The organism is Gryllotalpicola kribbensis (assembly GCF_039538245.1).
GTDB classification, from domain to species: domain Bacteria; phylum Actinomycetota; class Actinomycetes; order Actinomycetales; family Microbacteriaceae; genus Gryllotalpicola; species Gryllotalpicola kribbensis.
Map to the genome: position 1 here is coordinate 107,701 of NZ_BAABBX010000016.1, position 20,213 is coordinate 127,913.

19 protein-coding genes are annotated in these 20,213 nt (G+C 70.3%); 17 read left to right on the forward strand and 2 right to left on the reverse strand.

The genetic code is table 11. The features are described 5' to 3' along the window. The first annotated feature begins 42 nt into the window (after positions 1 to 42). The 8 genes from ABD716_RS12795 to holA all read left to right on the forward strand — a co-directional run bounded on the left by ABD716_RS12795 (position 43) and on the right by holA (position 9,999). Positions 43 to 786: an ABC transporter ATP-binding protein gene (locus tag ABD716_RS12795; RefSeq protein ID WP_344777476.1), complete on the forward strand. Its 744-nt coding sequence runs from the start codon at positions 43 to 45 to the stop codon at positions 784 to 786. After that, positions 783 to 1,487: an ABC transporter permease gene (locus ABD716_RS12800; protein ID WP_344777478.1), complete on the forward strand. Its 705-nt coding sequence runs from the start codon at positions 783 to 785 to the stop codon at positions 1,485 to 1,487. Before ABD716_RS12795 ends, ABD716_RS12800 begins: the two co-directional genes overlap by 4 nt. Further along, on the forward strand, positions 1,484 to 2,224 hold the full coding sequence (locus tag ABD716_RS12805; RefSeq protein WP_344777480.1) for an ABC transporter permease: 741 nt from the start codon (positions 1,484 to 1,486) through the stop codon (positions 2,222 to 2,224). The genes ABD716_RS12800 and ABD716_RS12805 overlap by 4 nt, the downstream gene beginning before the upstream one ends. Further along, a complete protein-coding gene (locus ABD716_RS12810) occupies positions 2,200 to 3,150 on the forward strand; it encodes an ABC transporter substrate-binding protein (protein ID WP_344777482.1) in 951 nt (316 codons plus the stop codon). Before ABD716_RS12805 ends, ABD716_RS12810 begins: the two co-directional genes overlap by 25 nt. Before the next feature lie 133 nt (positions 3,151 to 3,283). After that, complete coding sequence (gene leuS / locus ABD716_RS12815; RefSeq protein WP_344778398.1) at positions 3,284 to 5,839, forward strand: leucine--tRNA ligase; 2,556 nt, start codon at positions 3,284 to 3,286, stop codon at positions 5,837 to 5,839. Positions 5,840 to 5,943: 104 nt separating this feature from the next. After that, positions 5,944 to 6,615 (forward strand): ComEA family DNA-binding protein, encoded by a 672-nt coding sequence (locus ABD716_RS12820; protein ID WP_344777484.1) that lies wholly within the window; start codon positions 5,944 to 5,946, stop codon positions 6,613 to 6,615. Further along, entirely contained in the window at positions 6,612 to 8,978 is a 2,367-nt protein-coding gene (locus ABD716_RS12825) for a ComEC/Rec2 family competence protein (protein WP_344777486.1), read from the forward strand. The genes ABD716_RS12820 and ABD716_RS12825 overlap by 4 nt, the downstream gene beginning before the upstream one ends. Positions 8,979 to 9,000: 22 nt before the next feature. Then, positions 9,001 to 9,999 carry a DNA polymerase III subunit delta gene (gene holA / locus ABD716_RS12830; protein WP_344777488.1) on the forward strand — a complete coding sequence of 333 codons (999 nt, stop codon included), beginning with the start codon at positions 9,001 to 9,003 and terminating at the stop codon, positions 9,997 to 9,999. A 55-nt stretch (positions 10,000 to 10,054) separates the two neighbouring features. Here the strand turns inward: holA and rpsT are convergent, their stop codons facing one another. Then, entirely contained in the window at positions 10,055 to 10,315 is a 261-nt protein-coding gene (rpsT, locus tag ABD716_RS12835; protein ID WP_344777490.1) for a 30S ribosomal protein S20, read from the reverse strand. 139 nt (positions 10,316 to 10,454) lie between these two features. Here rpsT and ABD716_RS12840 point away from each other — a divergent pair, with 139 nt between their 5' ends. The 4 genes from ABD716_RS12840 to hemW are packed head-to-tail and all read left to right on the forward strand — an operon-like array spanning position 10,455 to position 15,374. Then, complete coding sequence (locus ABD716_RS12840; RefSeq protein WP_344777492.1) at positions 10,455 to 11,600, forward strand: pyridoxal phosphate-dependent aminotransferase; 1,146 nt, start codon at positions 10,455 to 10,457, stop codon at positions 11,598 to 11,600. Between the two features lie 35 nt (positions 11,601 to 11,635). Further along, the gene (gene lepA, locus ABD716_RS12845) at positions 11,636 to 13,489 is read left to right on the forward strand and encodes a translation elongation factor 4 (RefSeq protein WP_344777494.1); all 1,854 of its coding nucleotides are present in this window, start codon (positions 11,636 to 11,638) and stop codon (positions 13,487 to 13,489) included. After that, a complete protein-coding gene (locus tag ABD716_RS12850; protein ID WP_344777496.1) occupies positions 13,486 to 14,151 on the forward strand; it encodes a DUF1990 domain-containing protein in 666 nt (221 codons plus the stop codon). Before lepA ends, ABD716_RS12850 begins: the two co-directional genes overlap by 4 nt. A 2-nt stretch (positions 14,152 to 14,153) precedes the next feature. Beyond that, positions 14,154 to 15,374, forward strand: coding sequence for a radical SAM family heme chaperone HemW (gene hemW, locus ABD716_RS12855; RefSeq protein ID WP_344777498.1), 1,221 nt, complete (start codon positions 14,154 to 14,156; stop codon positions 15,372 to 15,374). Here hemW and ABD716_RS12860 read toward each other — a convergent pair. Further along, complete coding sequence (locus tag ABD716_RS12860) at positions 15,367 to 15,738, reverse strand: DUF4870 domain-containing protein (protein ID WP_344777500.1); 372 nt, start codon at positions 15,736 to 15,738, stop codon at positions 15,367 to 15,369. The two genes, hemW and ABD716_RS12860, sit on opposite strands and share 8 nt — an antisense overlap. 100 nt (positions 15,739 to 15,838) lie before the next feature. Here ABD716_RS12860 and hrcA point away from each other — a divergent pair, with 100 nt between their 5' ends. The 5 genes from hrcA to ABD716_RS12885 all read left to right on the forward strand — a co-directional run bounded on the left by hrcA (position 15,839) and on the right by ABD716_RS12885 (position 20,213). Next, positions 15,839 to 16,882, forward strand: coding sequence for a heat-inducible transcriptional repressor HrcA (gene hrcA, locus ABD716_RS12865; protein ID WP_344777502.1), 1,044 nt, complete (start codon positions 15,839 to 15,841; stop codon positions 16,880 to 16,882). 31 nt (positions 16,883 to 16,913) lie between these two features. Next, the gene (gene dnaJ, locus ABD716_RS12870; protein ID WP_344777504.1) at positions 16,914 to 18,026 is read left to right on the forward strand and encodes a molecular chaperone DnaJ; all 1,113 of its coding nucleotides are present in this window, start codon (positions 16,914 to 16,916) and stop codon (positions 18,024 to 18,026) included. Positions 18,027 to 18,034: 8 nt separating this feature from the next. Next, the gene (locus ABD716_RS12875) at positions 18,035 to 18,763 is read left to right on the forward strand and encodes a 16S rRNA (uracil(1498)-N(3))-methyltransferase (RefSeq protein ID WP_344777506.1); all 729 of its coding nucleotides are present in this window, start codon (positions 18,035 to 18,037) and stop codon (positions 18,761 to 18,763) included. A gap of 24 nt (positions 18,764 to 18,787) precedes the next feature. After that, positions 18,788 to 19,144, forward strand: a complete 357-nt coding sequence (locus ABD716_RS12880) for a histidine triad nucleotide-binding protein (protein WP_344777508.1) — start codon at positions 18,788 to 18,790, stop codon at positions 19,142 to 19,144. A 61-nt stretch (positions 19,145 to 19,205) separates the two neighbouring features. Continuing rightward, positions 19,206 to 20,213: a PhoH family protein gene (locus tag ABD716_RS12885; protein ID WP_344778400.1), complete on the forward strand. Its 1,008-nt coding sequence runs from the start codon at positions 19,206 to 19,208 to the stop codon at positions 20,211 to 20,213.

Sequence of the window (20,213 nt, forward strand, 5' to 3'; positions counted from 1 at the left end):
CGAATCGTTGCCAGTGTCGGTGGTGCATGGTCGGATTGAGTCGTGATCGAATTCCGCGCCGTCACCAAGCGCTTCGCTGACGGCACCCTCGCGGTCGACGAGCTCGACCTCATCATCCCGCCACGACAGGTGACGGTGTTCGTCGGCTCGTCCGGAAGCGGCAAGACGACCGTGCTGCGCATGATCAACCGCATGGTCGACCCGACCAGCGGCACGATCCTGATCGACGGCGACGACATCGCGACCCGTGAGCCGGTGGCGCTGCGGCGATCCATCGGCTACGTCATGCAGAACTCCGGGCTGCTTCCGCATCGCACCGTGGTCGACAACATCGCGACCGTTCCGCTGCTGCGCGGTGAGAAGAAGCGAGATGCCCGGGCCCGCGCTCGCGAGCTGATGACGGTGGTCGGCCTCGACGCATCACTCGCCGACCGCTACCCCGCGCAGCTCTCCGGTGGCCAGCAGCAGCGCGTGGGGGTGGCGCGCGGCCTCGCCGTCGACCCGAACATCCTGCTGATGGACGAGCCGTTCGGCGCCGTCGACCCGCTGGTGCGGGTCGAGCTCCAGACCGAGCTGAAACGACTGCAGCACGAGCTCGACAAGACCGTCGTGTTCGTCACGCACGACATCGACGAGGCGTTCCTGCTCGGCGACCAGGTCGTGCTGTTCCGGCCCGGCGGGGTCATCGCACAGGCAGGCACGCCTCGAGAGCTCCTCGAAGCCCCTGCCGACGATTTCGTGGCCGAGTTCATCGAAGCCGGTCGCCCGAGGAGCATCCTGCGGTGAACTGGGTCGTCACCAACTGGAGCCAGATCTCGGACTACGGGCTGGCCCACATCTGGCTGTCGATCCCGCCCATCGTGGTCGGCTTCGCGATCTCGCTTCCGCTCGGGTGGGTCGCCAACCGCTTCGCGATCTCGAACGGGGCGCTTCGGCTCGTTCGTCCGGTGCTGCTCACCGTCGCCGGCATCCTCTACGCCATTCCGTCGCTGCCGCTGTTCGCGCTCCTGCCGTCGCTCATCGGAACGCGCATCCTCGACCCGCTCAATGTCGAGATCGCGCTCACGCTGTACGCGATCGCGCTGATGGTGCGCACGACGGCCGACGGCCTCGCCGCGGTGTCAGACGACGTGAAGCTGTCCGCGTCGGCCATGGGCTACAGCACGGCCCGCCGCTTCTTCGGCGTCGAGCTGCCGCTCGCCGGGCCCGTGCTGCTCGCGGGCCTCAGGGTCGTCTCGGTGAGCACCGTCTCGCTCGTCACGATCGGCTCGGTCATCGGCGTGAACAGCCTCGGTTTCTTCTTCATCGACGGCTACCAGCGCGCCTTCCTCACCGAGGTCTGGGTTGGCATCATCGGCACGGTCGTCATCGCTCTCGTGTTCGATCTGCTGCTCGTGCTGCTCGGCCGCTGGCTCATGCCGTGGACGAGGCGGCAGCGCGTCAGCCGAGCCGCACGGCTCGCCGCGGCCGAGGTGGTGGGCGCGTGAACTCGTACTCGCAGGCCTTCGCCTGGCTGGCCGACGGTGCGCACTGGGCCGGGCCGAACGGCATTCCGCAGCGGCTGCTCGAGCATCTCGGGTACACGGGGCTGACCCTGGTGATCGCGATCGTGATCGCCCTGCCGGTCGGGCTGTACATCGGCCACACCGGCCGTGGGCGCGAGGTCGTCGTGCCGTTCACCGGCGCGCTGCGCGCACTGCCGACCCTCGGCCTCGTGATCCTGCTCGCCCTGGGGCTCGGCATCGGGATCCTGCCCCCGCTCATCGCGCTGGTGATCCTCGCCCTGCCGCCGATCATCGCCGGCGCGTACTCGGGGCTCGAGTCCGTCGACCGGCAGGTGGTCGACGCCGCGCGCTCGGTCGGCTTCACGGGGCCCGGCGTGCTGTGGCGCGTGGAGGTGCCGCTGGCGCTGCCGCTCATCGTCGGCGGAATCCGGTCAGCCTGCCTTCAGGTGATCGCCACCTGGACGGTCGCCGCGTTCCTTCCGCTCGGGGGCCTCGGCCGCTTTCTTTACGACGCATTACCGAATCAGGATTACGCGCAGCTCCTGGCTGGTTCGATTCTTGTGATCGTGCTGGCGCTGCTGGTCGACGGGCTCTTCGCCCTCGTGCAGCGACTGGTCACCCCGCGAGGGGTGCTCGCAGGGCGCACCGCCGACATCCGCACCAAGACGCAATCACCCACCCGAAAGGACCCGTCATGGCTCGCACCAGAAGAGGCCTGATCGCCGCGGCAGGCGCACTGAGTCTCGCCGCGCTCGTGCTCACCGGCTGCTCCGGCAACAACGGCAACCCGCTCTCCGACGACTCGGGCTCCAAAGGCTCGTCCGGCACCATCACCGTCGGCTCGGCGGCCTTCCCCGAGAACGCGATCCTCGCCTACATCTACGCCGACGCGCTCACGAACGCGGGCGTCAAGGCCGACGTCAAGCCGAACATCGGTCAGCGCGACCGCTATATCGCGGCCCTCAAGAGCGGCGAGATCCAGCTCGTCCCCGAATACACGGGCAACCTGCTGCAGTTCCTCGACGGGAACGCCACCGCGACCTCCAGCGACGACGTCTACACCGCTCTCAAGACGGCCGTGAAGGACGGCGGGGGCAAGCTCGACGCGGGCGAGGCCGAGGTGCTCGACCAGGCGCCCGGCGAAGACGCTGACTCCTACAACGTCACGAAGAAGTTCAGCGACGACAACCACGTCACGAGCCTCGCCGATCTGAAGAACGTGAAGACGCCGCTCAAGGTGGGGGCGAACCCCGAGTTCGCGACCCGCCCCTACGGCATCCCCGGGCTCAAGTCGGCCTACGGGGTGAGCGCGACGCTGACGCCGATCAACGACAGCGGCGGCCCGAACACCCTGAAGGCGCTTCTCGACGGCACCGTCCAGCTGGCCGACATCTACTCGACCGACCCGTCGATCGCGACGAACGACCTCGTCACGCTCGCGGACCCGCAGCACCTCATCGCCGCGCAGAACGTTGTGCCGCTGATCGCGACGAAGTCGGCCACCGACAAGGTCACGAGCACCCTCAACAAGGTCTCGGCGAAGCTCACGACGAGCGAGCTCAGCGACATGCTGAAGAAGAGCTACGACGACAAGGAGTCGTCCGAGCAGATCGCCAAGGACTGGGTCAAGGCGAACGGCTTCTAGACCGCATTCGGAACGAACGCCCTCTGCTCGCGCAGGGGGCGTTCGTCATGCTCCGGTAATCTTGAATGTCGGCGCGCGGCGCCGAGTACGCAGCACGGAAGACAGGAAGCACGTGGCAGACGAGCAGACGGCGATGCGGGACAGCGACGAGGCGCGCGAGGCGCGCTACGACTTCGCTGCCATCCAAGACAAGTGGGCTCCCGTCTGGGAGGAGCTCCAGCCGTTCGCGACCGACGACCCCGCCGACAAGCGGCCGCGGAAGTACGTGCTCGACATGTTCCCGTACCCGTCGGGCGACTTGCACATGGGCCACGCCGAGGCGTTCGGCTTCGGCGACATCGTGGCGCGCTACTGGCGCCAGCAGGGCTTCAACGTGCTGCACCCCATCGGCTGGGACAGCTTCGGGCTTCCCGCCGAGAACGCCGCGATCAAGCGCGGCATCGACCCGCGCGGCTGGACCTACGACAACATCGCCCAGCAGAAGGCGTCCTTCAAGATCTACGCGCCCAGCTTCGACTGGTCGCGCGAGCTGCACACGAGCGACCCCGAGTACTACAAGTGGAACCAGTGGCTGTTCCTCAAGCTGTACGAGAAGGGCCTCGCCTACCGCAAGGACGGCAGCGTCAACTGGTGCCCCAACGACCAGACCGTGCTCGCCAACGAGCAGGTCATCGACGGCCATTGCGAGCGCTGCGGCTTCCTCGTCACGAAGAAGAAGCTGACGCAGTGGTACTTCCGCGTCACCGACTACGCAGACCGCCTGCTCGACGACCTGAACCAGCTCGAGGGCACCTGGCCCGCGCGGGTGCTGACGATGCAGCGCAACTGGATCGGCCGCTCGGTGGGCGCCGACGTGCGCTTCACGATCGAGGGCCGCGACGAGCCGGTCCCGGTCTACACCACGCGGCCCGACACGCTCTACGGCGTGACCTTCATGGTCGTCGCGCCCGACTCCGATCTCGCTCAGGAGCTGGCGGCAGGGGCATCCCCCGAGGTTCAGGCCGAGTTTAACGCCTACCTCGAGAAGGTGCGCGGCACGACCGAGATCGAGCGACTGTCGACCGAGCGTGAGAAGACCGGCGTATTCCTCGGCCGCTACGCGAAGAACCCGTTGACCGGCGAGCGCATCCCGATCTGGTCCGCCGACTACGTGCTCGCCGAATACGGCCACGGCGCGATCATGGCCGTGCCCGCGCACGACCAGCGCGACCTCGACTTCGCGCGCGCCTTCGGCCTGCCCGTCCGGGTCGTCGTCGACGTCACCGCGCCCGTCACCGGGGCGATTCCGGTGATCACGGGCGACGAGGTGCCCGACGACCTGCCGCCGGTGCTGCCCGACCCCGCCGTCACCGGTGAGGCGCTGACCGGCGTCGGCCGCCTGATCAACTCGGGGCCGTTCACCGGCCTGAGCAAGAACACCGCGATCGCGAAGGTGACCGAGGCGCTCGAGCAGTCCGGCATCGGCGGCGCGGCGCGCAACTACCGCCTGCGCGACTGGCTGATCTCGCGCCAGCGTTACTGGGGCACGCCGATCCCGATCATCCACTGCCCGAGCTGTGGTGAGGTGCCGGTTCCCGAGGACCAGCTGCCGGTGCGTCTTCCGGATGCCGCAGGGCTCGACCTGCGCCCGAAGGGGTCGAGCCCCCTCGGCGCCGCAGATGACTGGGTGAACGTCGACTGCCCGACGTGCGGCGGCCCCGCCAAGCGCGACAGCGACACCATGGACACCTTCGTCGACTCGTCGTGGTACTTCCTGCGCTTCCTGTCGGCGAACGACGACACCCGCGCGTTCGACCCGGCCGAGGCCGGCAAGTGGGCGCCGGTCGACCAGTACGTCGGCGGCGTCGAGCACGCGATCCTGCACCTGCTGTACTCGCGGTTCATCACGAAGGTGCTCTTCGACGAGGGCCTGGTCGACTTCACCGAGCCGTTCATGTCGCTGCTGAACCAGGGCCAGGTGCTCATGGACGGCTCGGCGATGAGCAAGAGCAAGGGCAACCTGGTCGAGTTCGCGTCGCAGCTCGCCGAGTACGGCGCCGACGCCCTGCGGGTCACCATGGCGTTCGCCGGGCCCCCCGAGGACGACATCGACTGGGCGGATGTCTCTGCCACCGGCTCCTCGAAGTTCCTCGCGCGTGCCTGGCGCGTCGCTCGCGACGTCACCTCGTCGCCCGATGCGATCTGGAAGGACGGCGACCTGGCGCTGCGGAAGCAGACGCACCGCTTCCTCGCCGACGCCCCGGGCCTGGTCGAGTCCTTCAAGTTCAACGTGGTCGTCGCGCGCCTGATCGAGCTCGTGAACGCGACCCGCAAGGCGATCGACTCGGGCCCGGGCTCCGCAGACCCCGCGGTGCGCGAGGCAGCCGAGGTCATCGCCATGTCGCTGAACCTGTTCGCGCCGTACACCGCAGAGGACATGTGGCAGCTGCTCGGCTATGAGCCGACGGTCGCGAACGTGCAGTGGCGCAAGGCCGACCGCACTCTGCTGGTCGAGGACACCATCACCGCCATCGTCCAGGTCAACGGCAAGGTGCGCGACAGGTTCGAGGTTCCGGCGAAGATCGGCGCGGACGAGCTCGAGCAGCTCGCCCGGTCGTCGGCGGCGGTCGCGCGCGCGATCGGCGAGCAGCAGATCGTGAACGTGATCGTGCGCGCTCCCAAGCTCGTCAACATCGCGACGAAGCCCTAGCGCGCGACGGGTCTTCCCCAGCACAGCAGCGTTGTCGGGCGCGGCATCCCCAGTCCGGATGCCGCGCCCGACGTCGCGTAGGCCGCGGCTTCTAGCCTCGCCGGGTGAGCGATTCGCAAGCGGAGCCCGAGGGGGCGCTGGCCCCGTCCGCGCAGGGCGGCGCGCGCTGGCGCGTCGGCCTCGGCGCGGCCGTCGTGCTGCTCGTGCTCGGCGTCGCCGTGGCGGTCGTGGCGGGCCTCATGTCCGACGGCGGCGCGGCAGAGCCGGTCGCCGAGCTCACGCCGACCTCTGGGGCGGCGGTGACCCCGGGGTCGCCGGCGCCCACCGCTGCAGCATCCGTCGTGATCCACGTGCTGGGCCAGGTCAAGCGGCCAGGCGTGTACGAGCTGAGCGTCGGGGCCCGGGCCATCGACGCGATCGGCGCGGCGGGCGGGTTCACGGCCGGTGCCGACCAGTCCGCGCTCAATCTGGCCCAGGTTCTCGTCGACGGTCAGCAGGTGCTGGTGCCTCGTCCCGGCGAGGCGCCGCCCGCTTCAGCAGCCGGGGCGGGAGCGCCCGCGTCGGGCACACCTGCGCCCGGCGCCGAGGTCGACCTCAACACGGCGACCCTCGAGCAGCTCGAGACCCTGCCGCGGGTCGGGCCGGCGATGGCGCAGCGCATCATCGACTGGCGCACGCAGAACGGCGGGTTCTCCTCCGTCGACGATCTGAACAACGTGTCGGGCATCGGCGACAAGACCTTCGCCGAGCTGAAGGACCTGGTGGTCGTGCGATGAGGCTGGGCGGCCACGATCTGCGGCTCGTGCTGCCGGCGGTGGCCGCGTGGGCCACGGCGGGGGTACTGGTGGCCGCGCCCGGCGCGGGCTGGCGGGTGGCCGTCGGCTGCGGCATCGCAGCGGGTGCGATCGCGGCAGGCGGATTCCTCGCCAGGTCACGCTTCGCCGGAATGCTCGGCGCGGCCGCGCTCGTGGCCGGCGCTGCCGGGCTGGCGGCCGCTGCGGTGGCGGTCGCGGCTCCGGTGCGGCATCCGGCCGCCCTCGACTCCGCTGCCGACGGGCACGCCGTCGTCATGCTCGCCACGGTCGACTCCGGCACCCGCTCGGCGCCAGGCAGTCCCTTCGGGAAAGGGGAGCGGGTCTCCTTCCGCGTCACTGCGACCACCCTGGAGGCCGGCCGCGCGCGCATCGCCGGGCGCGTGCCGGCCCTCGTCTACGCGGACCGCGCAGGCGCCTCGCCGGTCATCGGCGCGAGGCTCCGGATCGTCGGCACGGCGAAGGCCGAGGCGCCCGAAGACGATGTGGCCGTGGTGCTGTACGCCGACGAGTGGCGCGCCGTTGCCGCGCCGCCGGGGTGGCTCGCGTGGGCCGACGGGCTGCGCTCCGCCTTCAGCGCCGCGACGGCCCGGCTGCCGGGCGACGGCGGTGAACTGCTGCCCGGCCTCGTCATCGGCGACGACACGCGGGTCGGCGCCGATCTCGACGCCGACATGAAGGCGTCGTCGCTCAGCCATCTGACCGCGGTCTCCGGGTCCAACTGCGCCGTGATCATCGCCGGTCTGCTGGGCATCGGCGGCGCCATCGGCCTCTCGCGTGCTGCGCGGGTGACGATCGCCCTCATCGGGCTCGCCGGGTTCGTCGTGCTCGTGACGCCGGGGGCAAGCGTGCTGCGGGCTGCGGTCATGGCGGCGATCGTCGTGCTCGGCGCAGCACTCGGGCGGCCGGGTCGTGCTCTTCCGGCGCTCGCTCTCGCCGTGCTCGTGCTGCTCGTCGCGAACCCGTGGCTCGCCCGCGACTACGGGTTCGCGCTCTCGGTCGTCGCCACGGCCGCGCTTCTCGTGCTCGCACCGCCCATCGCCGCGCGCCTCGAGCGGTGGCTGCCGCGTTGGCTCGCGATCGGCCTGTCGGTGCCGCTTGCCGCGCAGCTCGCCTGTCAGCCCGTGCTGGTGCTGCTGAACCCGGCGGTGCCGCTGTACGGCGTGGTCGCGAACATGCTGGCCGAGCCCGCCGCGCCCGTCGCAACTGTCGTCGGTCTGCTGGGCTGCCTTCTCGTTCCGCTGTCGCCGGCGCTCGCGGCACCGCTGCTCTCGGCCGCGTGGGGTCCCGCGGCGTGGATCGCGGGCGTGGCCCGCACCTCGACGCAGCTGCCGGCGAGCGCCCTGCCGTGGCCGCCCGGCGCGGTCGGCTTCGGACTCGCGGCCGTCCTCACGCTCGGCACGCTCGCCGTCGTCGCCCGGGCGCGCAGCGCGTGGGGCCGGCGTGTTCGCCGGGGTGTGGGCGGGGCATCCGCGCTGCTCATCGTCGTGGCGCTCGCGCTGCAGGCCGGCCCGGCGGTCGCCGCGCGCGCCGCCATGCCGCGTGACTGGGTCGTCGGGCTCTGCGATATCGGGCAAGGCGACGCCGTCGTCCTGAAGTCGGGCGCAAGCTTCGCCCTCATCGACACCGGCCCTGAACCCGAGCCGCTGGCCAGGTGCCTCGACCTGCTGGGCATCCGCCACCTCGCGCTGCTCGTGCTGACGCACTATGACGCCGACCATGTCGGCGGCCTCGACGCCGTCGCCGACATGACCGGCACGGCCGTGATCGGCACCCCTCCGCCCGACGACCCGGCGGCTGCCCGGCGAGTCCGCGAGCTGCGCGAGCACGGCGTCGCGATCCGTTTCGGCGTGCGCGGCGATCAGGGGTCACTCGGTGCGCTGCGATGGCAGGTGCTCTGGCCCGACGGAGCGCACCCCGGCATGTCCACGAGCAATGAGGGCGGGGTGACGCTCTCGGTCGACGGCCAAGGGGCGCGGATGCTGTTCCTGGCCGATCTCGACGAGAAGGCACAGAACGCCCTGCTCGGCGACGGCGGCCTGGGCCCGGTCGACGTGGTGAAGGTCGCGCATCACGGCAGCGCGGACCAGAGCGCCCGGCTCTACGGGGTCCTGCATGCGCGGCTCGGGCTGATCTCCTGCGGCAGCGGGAACTCGTACGGACACCCGACGGCGACGGCGCTCGACCTGCTGCGAGCGGCCGGCACCCAGGTCGCCCGCACCGACCTCGAGGGAACCCTGCTCGTGACCGCGCGCGCCGGCCGACTGGCGCTGTGGTCGCAGAAGCACCCGTCGGGCGGCGCGCTGTGGGTGCCCGCGCGCCGGTAGGCTGGACGAACAAGGAGGACGAGTGGCCGCGAAGACCGCGATCCCGCAACTGAGCTGGGGCGAGGTGCGACCCGCCCCCGTCGTGCTGGTGTCAGGCACCGAGACGGTGCTCGCCGATCGCGCCATACGTGCGTTGCGCGACCAGCTCAAGGCCGCCGACCCGAGTCTCGAGGTCAGCGACCTCGATGCGGGCGACTACGCGCCGGGCGAGCTCGTGACGCTGGCGAGTCCGTCGCTCTTCGGCGAACCCCGGCTCATCCGCGCGAGCAACGTCGAGAAGTCCTCCGACGCGTTCATCGTCGAGACGCTCGAGTATCTCGCCGCTCCTGACGACAGCACGGTGCTCGTGCTGCGGCACGGCGGGGGCGTGCGCGGCAAGAAGCTGCTCGACGAGATCAGGGCGGGCCGCGGTGGCGGAATCGAGGTGGTCTGCGCCGAGCTCAAGCGCGACTCCGACAAGTTCGACTTCGCCCGCGATGAGTTCCGCCGAGCGGGCAAGCGCATCACGCCGCCGGCTCTGCGCGCGGTCGTCTCGGCCTTCGCCGACGATCTCGCCGAGCTCGCCTCGGCGTGCCAGCAGCTCATCAGCGACAGCTCCGCAGAGATCGACGAGAAGGTCGTCGACAGCTACTACGGCGGCCGTGTCGAGGTGAACTCCTTCGCCGTCGCGGACGCGGCCATCGCGGGGCGCTACGGCGAGGCGCTCGTCACCCTGCGGCACGCGCTCGCGAGCGGGGCGGACCCCGTGCCCATGGTCGCCGCATTCGCCAGCAAGGTGCGCACGATGGCCAAGCTCAAGGGCTCCCGTGGCGCCGACGGGCAGCTCGCCAGCAAATTCGGTCTGTCGCCCTGGCAGGTCAAGCGCGCCCGCGAAGAGCTGCAGGGGTGGGACGAGCAGGGACTGGTCGCGGCGATCCAGGCGCTCGCGGCGGCCGACGCCGAGGTCAAGGGCGGCGGCCGCGACCCGGTGTTCGCGCTCGAGCGGCTGGTGCGCATCGTGAGCGCGAAGGGGCGCGACTGAGCCCGGGCATACGAAGGGGCCCCGCCGAAGCGGGGCCCCTTCGTGAAGCAGTCGCCTAGAGCGAGTTGACCAGCTTGGCCAGGCCCGACTTGCGGTTCGCGGCCTGGTTCTTGTGGATGACGCCCTTGCTGACGGCCTTGTCGAGCTTCTTCGACGCGGCCTTGAGAGCAGCGGCGGCCTTCTCGGCGTCGCCCGCGGCGACGGCGGTGCGGGTGTTGCGCACGAGGGTCTTGAGCTCGCTCTTGACGGCCTTGTTGCGCTCCTCGGCCTTGCGGTTGGTCTTGATGCGCTTGAGCTGCGACTTGATGTTTGCCACTTGCGTGTTCTTTCGTTCGAACGGACTGATGAAAGGCCACCAGGTGGTAGAGGGGCACCGGCGGCGATTCGCACGCGTGTGGGACACGTGCGGAAGTCGACCACTCATGCTACCAGAGGCCCCCGATAGCCTCGGAGGCATGCCAGAGCTCGCCCACCACATCGCCGACGTTCCCGCGTCGGGCATCCGCCGTGTCTTCGACGCGGCTCACGGCCTCCCCGACGTGATCATGCTCGCCATCGGCGAGCCCGATGCCGAGCCGGCCCCGCACATCGCGGCCGCAGCGGAGCGCGCGTGGGCCGACGGCTTCACGGACTACACGCCGAACGGCGGCATTCCGGAGTTCCGCGCGGCCGTCGTCGAGAAGCTCAGGGCCGTCAACGGCATCGAGGTCGATGTCGAGCAGGTGTGGAGCACGGTCGGCGCGACGCAGGCGCTGTATCAGGCCCAGGGTCTGGTGCTCGACCCCGGCGACGAGATCCTGGTGCCGGACCCCGGCTACACGACGTTCCCGATGGCGGCGCGCATGCACAGCGCAATGCCCGTGCGCTACCCGCTCCGGCCGGAGCACGGGTTCCTGCCTCAGACATCCGACCTCGAGAAGCTCGTCACGCGCCGCACGCGCGCCCTGCTCATCAACTCGCCCTCCAACCCCCTCGGCGTGGTCTTCCCCGAGGGGACGCTGCGCGAGTTGCTCGCCTTCGCCAAGCGCCACGACCTGTGGGTGATCAGCGATGAGGTCTACGAGTACTTCGCCCACGGCAGGCCGCACATCAGCATCGCGAGCCTCGACGACGACGATCGCGTGCTGTCGGTGTTCTCGCTCTCGAAGACGTACGCCATGACGGGCATCCGCGCCGGCTACCTGGTCACGCCGCCCGGTCTCGGCGACGAGCTGCGCCGCGTGCAGGAGGGCTCGATCAGCTGCATCAACGCGCCCGCCCAATACGCGAGCATCGCGGCCCTCACCGGCCCGCAGGACGCGGTCGCCGCCGCGGCGCGGCACTACCGCGACAACGTCGCGCAGGCGACGGCGCTGCTGCGCGAGCGCGGCATCCGCCACTACGAGCCAGAGGGCGCGTTCTATCTCTGGGTGGATGTCTCGCACGACGTCGGCGAGGGCGACGTCCAGAGCTGGGCAGAGCGCTTGGTCCTCGAGAAGCGCGTGGCCGTCGCGCCGGGCAGCGCCTTCGGGCCCTCCGGAGAGGGCTGGATCCGCGTGTGCGCGGCGAGCCCCACCGAGGCGCTTCTCGAGGGCCTCAGCCGCCTGCCCGTGCAGATCTGAGATTCGAAGGCGAGTCTGCGAGAATCGTCGGTGACATGTCACCACGAGCCCAGGCGGCCCTAGAGCCCGCAGCAACGGACCCGGCCCGCATCCGCAATTTCTGCATCATCGCGCACATCGACCACGGCAAGTCGACGCTCGCCGATCGGATGCTGCAGCTGACCGGCATCGTGGAGGAGCGCGCCATGCGCGCCCAGTACCTCGACCGCATGGACATCGAGCGCGAGCGCGGCATCACGATCAAGAGCCAGGCCGTGCGCATGCCGTGGGAGCGCGACGGCGAGACCTACGCGCTCAACATGATCGACACGCCGGGGCACGTCGACTTCACCTATGAGGTGAGCCGCAGCCTCGCCGCATGCGAGGGCGCGATCCTGCTGGTCGACGCTGCACAGGGCATCGAGGCGCAGACGCTCGCGAACCTCTATCTCGCGCTCGAGAACGACCTCGAGATCATCCCGGTGCTCAACAAGATCGACCTGCCGGCTGCCGATCCCGACAAGTACGCGGCCGAGCTCGCGAACCTCATCGGCGGCAGCCCCGACGACGTGCTGCGCGTCTCGGGCAAGACGGGCGCGGGCGTTGATGAGCTGCTGGACAGGGTGGTCGAGCGCATCCCGGCCCCGAAGGGCGATGCATCCGCCCCCGCGCGCGCCATGATCTTCGACTCGGTGTACGACGCCTATCGCGGCGTCGTCACCTACGTCCGCATGGTCGACGGGAAGCTGACGCCGCGCCAGCGGATCCAGATGATGTCCACGCGCGCGACGCACGAGCTGCTCGAGATCGGTGTGAGCTCGCCGGAGCCGGCGCCCACCAAGGGTCTCGGGGTCGGCGAGGTCGGCTACCTGATCACGGGCGTGAAGGACGTGCGCCAGTCCAAGGTCGGCGACACGGTGACCGACTCGGTCAAGCCGGCGACCGAGCCTCTCGCGGGCTACACCGACCCGAAGCCGATGGTGTTCTCGGGCCTGTACCCGATCGATGCGAGCGACTACCCCGAGCTGCGCGAGGCGCTCGACAAGCTGAAGCTGTCGGATGCCGCGCTGAACTACGAGCCCGAGACCTCGGTCGCCCTGGGCTTCGGCTTCCGCTGCGGCTTCCTCGGGCTGCTGCACCTCGAGATCGTCACCGAGCGCCTCGAGCGCGAGTTCGGGCTCGACATCATCACGACCGCGCCGAGCGTGGTCTACGAGGTCACGACGGAGGACAAGAAGACCGTCACCGTCACGAACCCCTCGGAGTTCCCCACGGGGAAGATCGACTCGGTGCGCGAGCCGATGGTGCGCGCCGCGATCCTCGCCCCCAAAGACTATGTCGGCACGATCATGGAGCTGTGCCAGTCTCGACGAGGAACGCTCATCGGCATGGACTACCTGAGCGAGGACCGCGTCGAGATCAAATACACGATCCCGCTCGGCGAGATCGTCTTCGACTTCTTCGACCAGCTGAAGAGCCGCACGCAGGGCTACGCGAGCCTCGACTACGAGCCCGCAGGCGAGCAGGAGTCCGACCTGGTCAAGGTCGACATCCTGCTGCAGGGTGAGCAGGTCGACGCCTTCAGCGCGATCGTGCACCGCGACAAGGCCTACGCCTACGGCGTGCTGATGACGGGCCGGCTCAAGGAGCTCATTCCGCGCCAGCAGTTCGAGGTGCCCGTGCAGGCGGCGATCGGCGCCCGGATCATCGCGCGCGAGTCGATCCGCGCCATGCGCAAGGATGTGCTCGCCAAGTGCTACGGCGGCGACATCACCCGCAAGCGCAAGCTGCTCGAGAAGCAGAAGGAGGGCAAGAAGCGCATGAAGATGGTCGGTCGGGTCGAGGTCCCGCAGGAGGCGTTCATCGCCGCGCTCTCCGGTGACACCGAGCGCAAGGACAAGGACAAGTGAGCGCTCAGCGCCGCGGTCGCGACGGCGCAGCCGAGACGCCGGTCACCTACGGCGCGATCGGCGGCACCCAGGCGCTCGACCTGCTGCAGTACCCGCCCCACGGCTACAAGCCGATGGAGCGCAGCGTGCGCATCGGCAGCGGCGCGGAGCGCTGGGAGACCTCGAAGGCGGCCCTGATGTCGTGGGGCGTTCAGCGCGGCGCCGGCCTGAAGGTCACGAACGTCGACCTCGGCACGGGGGAGCAGTACGCGGGCATCCGCTACAGCGACGACGGCACGCCCGTCGGCATGCGCGACGTCGGCGGCACAGAGTCGGTCTACAACGACGAGGGCGAGCCGCTGATCGCGAATGGCATGTCGGCGGTTCTCCGCACGAAGGTCGGCCCGATCACCGTCGACGCGCCCGTGCGCGTCGTCTACGTCATCGACGACCCGAACCGCGTCGGCTTCGCCTACGGCACGCTGCACGGGCATCCGGCGAGCGGCGAGGAGGCCTTCATCCTCGAGCACCGCGACGACGACTCGGTGTGGCTCACGGTGCGCAGCTTCTCGCGCCCCGCCTCGTTCGGCTGGCGACTGCTCGCGCCTGTGTACGCTCAGGTGCGCAAGGGCATCACGGCGAAGTACCTGCGCGCGCTGCACCCCATCAACGCGGCCGACTGACCGTGCCGTCCGCTCTTCCCCTCGGCGACCCCGCGCCTGAGGACGGCCGTCTGCCCGCGCAGGCAGCCGCCGGTGCCGAGGCGCGCGATTTCGGCGTCTACCTGCATGTGCCGTTCTGTCGCGTGCGCTGCGGCTACTGCGATTTCAACACCTACACCGCTACCGAGCTGCGTGGGGTGAAGCAGGCGGATTACCCGGACCAGGCGATCGCCGAGGTGCGGTTCGCCGCCCGCGCGCTGGAGGCATCGGGCGTGCCGGGCCGCGCCGTCTCGACCGTCTTCTTCGGCGGCGGCACGCCGACGCTGCTGCCGCCCGGTGACCTCGCGCGCATGCTCGCGGCCGTGCGCGACACCTGGGGGCTCACCCCGGGGGCCGAGGTGACGACCGAGGCGAACCCCGACTCCGTCGACGCCGCTGCGCTGCGGCAGCTCGCCGACGCCGGCTTCACGAGGGTGAGCTTCGGCATGCAGTCGGCGGTGCCGAGCGTTCTCGCGACGCTCGAGCGCACCCATGACCCCGAGCGGGTGCCGCTCGTCGTCGAGTGGGCGCGCGAGGCCGGGCTCGACGTCAGCCTCGACCTCATCTACGGCACTCCGGGTGAGAGCCTCGACGACTGGCAACGCTCACTGGACGCCGCGCTCGCCTGCGCGCCCGATCACCTCAGCGCCTACGCGCTCATCGTGGAAGAGGGCACCAAGCTCGCCAGGCAGATCCGGCGCGGCGGGGTGGCCGAGCCTGACGACGACCTCACCGCAGACATGTATGAGCTCGCGGATGCCGCGCTGGCTCGAGCCGGCTACGAGTGGTACGAGGTGTCGAACTGGTCGAAGGGGCCGGGGCACCGCTCGCGGCACAACCTCGGCTACTGGCGCGGGGCCGACTGGTGGGGCGTCGGCCCGGGCGCACACAGCCACGTCGGCGGCGTGCGCTGGTGGAACGTCAAGCACCCCGCCGCCTACGCCGCGCGCGTGCTGCAGGGCGCGTCGCCGGCGGCCGGCCGCGAGACGCTCGACGACGAGACCCGACGCGTCGAGGACATCCTGCTGAAGGTCCGCATCGCGGAAGGACTGCCGGTCGCCGAGCTCGACCGCGCCGCCCGCCCGGAGGTCGCCGGGCTGATCGCCGAAGGGCTGATCGACGGGGCGGCGGCGATCGGCGGCAGCATCCGCCTCACCCTGCGCGGCCGGCTGCTCGCCGACGCGGTCGTGCGCCGGCTTACTTGAAGAAGCGGATCGCCAGCGGGTAGGTGTACGGCTCGCCGCGGCTCGCCGCCAGGGCGCCCATGATGCTGAAGACGATGTTCACGATCCACGCGGCCGCGAGGATGAAGAATCCGACCAGCACGAACGCGAGGATCCAGCCGATGATCTCGACGATGATCAGCGTGATCTGGAAGTTGAGCGTGGTCGTCGCGTGCTGGCGGATGAGCGGGCCGCGGTCCTTGAAGACGACGTAGACCACGATCGCGCCGATGAGACCGGCGAAGAGGCCGCCGGTGACGAGGTTGAGGCCGCCTGCGATGACGTGCGTGAGGATCGCCCAGGTGCGCTCTTCGCTCTGGCGCAGCGGCGGCGGTGTGTACGACAAGGTGTGCGACCTCCATGACGCTAGTTTCGAGTCAGCGTAGCCGGGTTAGTATTGGCACTCATAGGTATTGAGTGCTAGTCGGGCGAAGGGAGCGTCGTCGATGGTTTCGGAACGTGGACTCGCAGTGCTCCGGGCGATCGTGCAGGACTACGTGGCCACCCGCGAGCCGGTGGGCTCGAAGACGATCGTTGACAAGCACCGCTTCGGCGTCTCGGCCGCCACGATCCGCAACGACATGGCTCTTCTCGAGGACGAGGAGCTGATCGCCGCCCCGCACACCTCGTCCGGTCGGGTGCCGACCGACAAGGGCTACCGCGTCTTCGTCGATCAGCTGGCAGACATCCGCCCGCTGTCGCCCGCGCAGCGGCACGCCATCGAGATCTTCCTCGGCGAATCCGTCGACATCGACGACGTTCTGACGCGCACCGTGCGCGCGCTCGCCCAGCTGACGCACCAGGTCGCGCTCATCCAGTACCCCTCGGTCTCGCGCGCCCGCATCCAGCACCTCGAGTTCGTCGCCCTGGCTCCCCGCCGCGTGCTGACGGTGCTGATCGCCGACACGGGCGTGGTCGAGCAGCGCGTCGTCGAGCTGAGCGTCGACTACGACGACGCGGCGCTGCGTGCGCTGCGCGACGCGACCAACGCCGCGCTCGTCGGCATGCCGATGGCGGATGCCTCGGCGGTGCTGCCGGCCATCGTCGACGGCTTCCCCGAGACGCTGCGCCCCCTCGCGGGCGAGCTCGTGGAGTCGGTGGGCGCGATCATTGGGTCGACGCGGCAGGAGCGGCTGATCATGGCCGGCACCGCCAACCTGGTGCGCACCGAGCACGACTTCACCGGCAGCATCTTCCCGATCATGGAGGCGATCGAAGAGCAGGTCGAGCTGCTCAAGCTCTTCGGCGAGATGGCCGCCGAACAGCACGGCGTCGGCGGCAACCGCGACGTGAGCGTGTCGATCGGCCGCGAGAACGAGCCGTTCGGCCTCGCCGAGACCTCGGTGCTGACGACGGGCTACGGCGCGGCGAGCGGGCCGGTCGCTCGGCTCGGCGTGCTCGGGCCGACGCGCATGGACTACTCCACCAACATGGCCGCCGTGCGGGCTGTCGCCCGCTATCTGAGCCGCGCGCTCGGCGATCAGGCCTGAGAATCCACGAACACTAAGGAGCCGCCAGTTCATGGCAGCAGACCACTATGAAGTCCTGGGCGTCGAGCGCGACGCGAGCGCCGACGAGATCAAGAAGGCGTACCGCCGCCTCGCGCGCGAGCTGCACCCCGACGTGAACCCCAGCCCGGAAGCCGCGGAGCGGTTCAAGCTCGTGACGCACGCCTACGACGTGCTGTCGGACCCGCGGCAGCGCGAGCAGTACGACCTCGGCCCGCAGGCGGGCCCCTTCGGCGGCGGCGCGCAGGGCTTCGGCGGCTTCGAGGACATCTTCTCGACCTTCTTCGGCGGCGGTGGCAGCAGCCGTGGACCCAAGTCGCGGCGCGAGCGCGGCCAGGACGCGCTGCTGCGGGTCGAGATCGACCTCGCCGATGTGATCTTCGGCGCTCACCGCGACCTCGAGGTCGACACCGCCGTGCTGTGCGAGCGGTGCCAGGGCTCGTGCTGCGAGCCCGGCACGCACCCCGTCACGTGCGACATCTGCCACGGCACGGGCTCGATCCAGCGCTCGGTGCGCTCGCTCCTCGGCAACGTCATGACCTCGAGCCCGTGTGGCACGTGCCGCGGCTACGGCACCGTGATCGCCACCCCGTGCGTCACCTGCCAGGGGCAGGGCCGCGTGCGCGCCCGCAAGACCATCCCCGTCGACATCCCCGCGGGCGTCGACACCGGCCTGCGCCTGCAGCTGCCCGGCCACGGCGAGGTCGGCCCCGCCGGCGGGCCGAACGGCGACCTGTACCTCGAGATCAAGGTCAAGCACGACGACGTCTTCAGCCGTGACGGCGACGACCTGCTGGCGACCCTTGAGGTGTCGATGGCCGACGCGATCCTCGGCACATCCACGACGTTCCAGGCCCTCGACGGGCCCGTCGACGTCGAGCTGCACGCCGGAACGCAGAGCGCCGAGATCCTCACGGTCAAGAACCGCGGCATCACGCGGCTGCGCGGCAACGGCCGAGGCGACCTGCGCATCGGCATCCAGGTCGTGACGCCGACCAAGCTGGGGCGCGGCGAGCGTGAGCTGATCGAGCGCTTCGCGAAGCAGTACAAGGGCGACAAGCCGAGGCTGTCGCAGTTCCAGCAGGGGCTGTTCGCGAAGATCCGCGACCGCTTTCTGAACCTCTAGGCGCGGCGGTGGCCAACTTCTATCTCGTCGAGGCGCTCGCCGGCGCGACCGTCGGCGGCCTCGTCACGGTCACGGGCGCCGAGGCGAAGCACATCGCGACGGTCGCCCGCACCCGCGTCGGCGAGCGGATGCTGGTCGGCAACGGGCGCGGCCTGGTCATGGGCGGCGTGGCCGAGTCGGTGTCGCCGGGCGCGGTCGACGTGCGCGTCGACGACGTGCGCGTGACGGATGCCGCGAGCCCCCGCATCCTGCTCGCGCAGGCGCTCGCCAAGGGCGACCGTGACGAGCTCGCGATCCAGGCCGCCACCGAGCTCGGCGCCGACGGCGTGATCCCGTGGCAGGCCGATCGCTCGGTGTCCCGCTGGAGCGGCCCCAAGCTCGAGAAGGGCCGCGAGCGCTGGGCCGCGATCGTGCGCGAGGCGAGCAAGCAGTCGATGCGGCCCTGGCTGCCCGAGGTCTCGGCGCTCGCCTCGACGAACGACCTCGTCGAGCTCGCCGCGAGCCGCCGCGTTCTCGTGCTCGAGCCGACCGCGCCGCATCCGATCACCGCCGTCGCACCCGACGGGCGCGACCTGCTGCTCGTCGTCGGCCCTGAGGGCGGCATCGCCCCCGCCGAGCTGGGCGCGCTCGAGGCTGCGGGCGCCGAGCTCGTGCGGCTCGGCGACGCCGTGCTGCGCACGTCGACGGCGGGGCCTGCGGCGATCGCGGTTCTGAACGCCGCGCTCGGGCGCTGGTGACGCCTGCTTTCGTAGACTGAGTACATGAGCGATCGCGCCCCGTCCGTCTTCTCCCGCATCATCGCGGGCGAGATCCCCGCCGACGTCGTCTACGACTCCGACCGGCTGATCGCCTTCAGAGACATCAACCCGCAGGCGCCCGTGCACGTGCTCGTCGTGCCGAAGACCGAGCAGTACGCGAACGTCGGCGAGCTCGCCGCGGGCGACCCCGAACTGCTCGCCGAGCTCGTCGCGACCGCGCAGCGGCTCGCCGCGGACCTCGCCGACGGCGACTACCGACTCATCTTCAACACCGGCGAGGGCGCGGGTCAGACCGTGTTCCACGTGCACGCGCACGTTCTCGCCGGCGGCTTGACGGAAGGCTCTCTTGCCCAACTCTGACATCCCTGTTCCCGGCGCAGGCGCCAACGCCGAAGCGCACCTCGAGATCGACGGCGTCGCGATGGTGCGGCTGCTCGGCCCGCAGGATCGGCTGCTGTCGACGCTCGAGAAGCAGTACCCGGCCGTGCAGGTGCACGTGCGCGGGAACGAGCTCACCCTCGTCGGCGACCCCGCGCAGGTCGCGAGCGCTCGAACGCTCGTCGAAGAGCTCATCGCCCTCGTGAAGAACGGCCACGACCTGCACCCCGCCGAGGTCGGCCGGGGCCGCCAGATGGTCGACGCGGGCCTCAGCCCGAGCGCGGTGCTCGGCGAGTCGATCCTCCAGGTGCGCGGGAAGACGATCCGGCCGATGACCCCCGGCCAGGCCGACTACGTGCACGCGATCGACGAGAACACCATCGTGTTCGGCATCGGCCCCGCGGGCACAGGCAAGACCTACCTGGCGATGGCGAAGGCCGTGCAGGCGCTGCAGCGCAAGGAGGTCGACCGCATCATCCTGTCGCGGCCGGCCATCGAGGCGGGGGAGCGGCTCGGCTATCTGCCGGGCACGCTCACCGACAAGATCGACCCCTATCTGCGCCCGCTCTACGACGCGCTCAACGAGATGATGGACCCCGAGCTCGTGCCCAAGCTGCTCGCCGCGGGCACGATCGAGGTCGCCCCGCTCGCCTACATGCGCGGCCGCACGCTGAACTCGTCGTTCGTGGTGCTCGACGAGGCGCAGAACACGACGCCCGAGCAGATGAAGATGTTCCTGACGCGGCTCGGCTTCGGCTCGCACATGGTGATCACGGGGGATGTCACGCAGATCGACCTTCCTGCGGGGGCATCCGGTCTTCGCCTCGTCACCCGTGTCCTCAAGGACATTGACGACATCGAGTTCTCGTACCTGACGAGTGAGGACGTCGTGCGGCACAGCCTCGTCGGCCGCATCGTCGACGCCTACACCGAGTACGACCAGAAGCAGCAGGCGAAGCACTTCGAGCGCGAGCAGGCGCGCGACTTCGCGAACCGCGCCGAGCGGCGCGCCGCCGACCCCTCCCTCCGACCCAGAAGGCCGAAGAGCTGA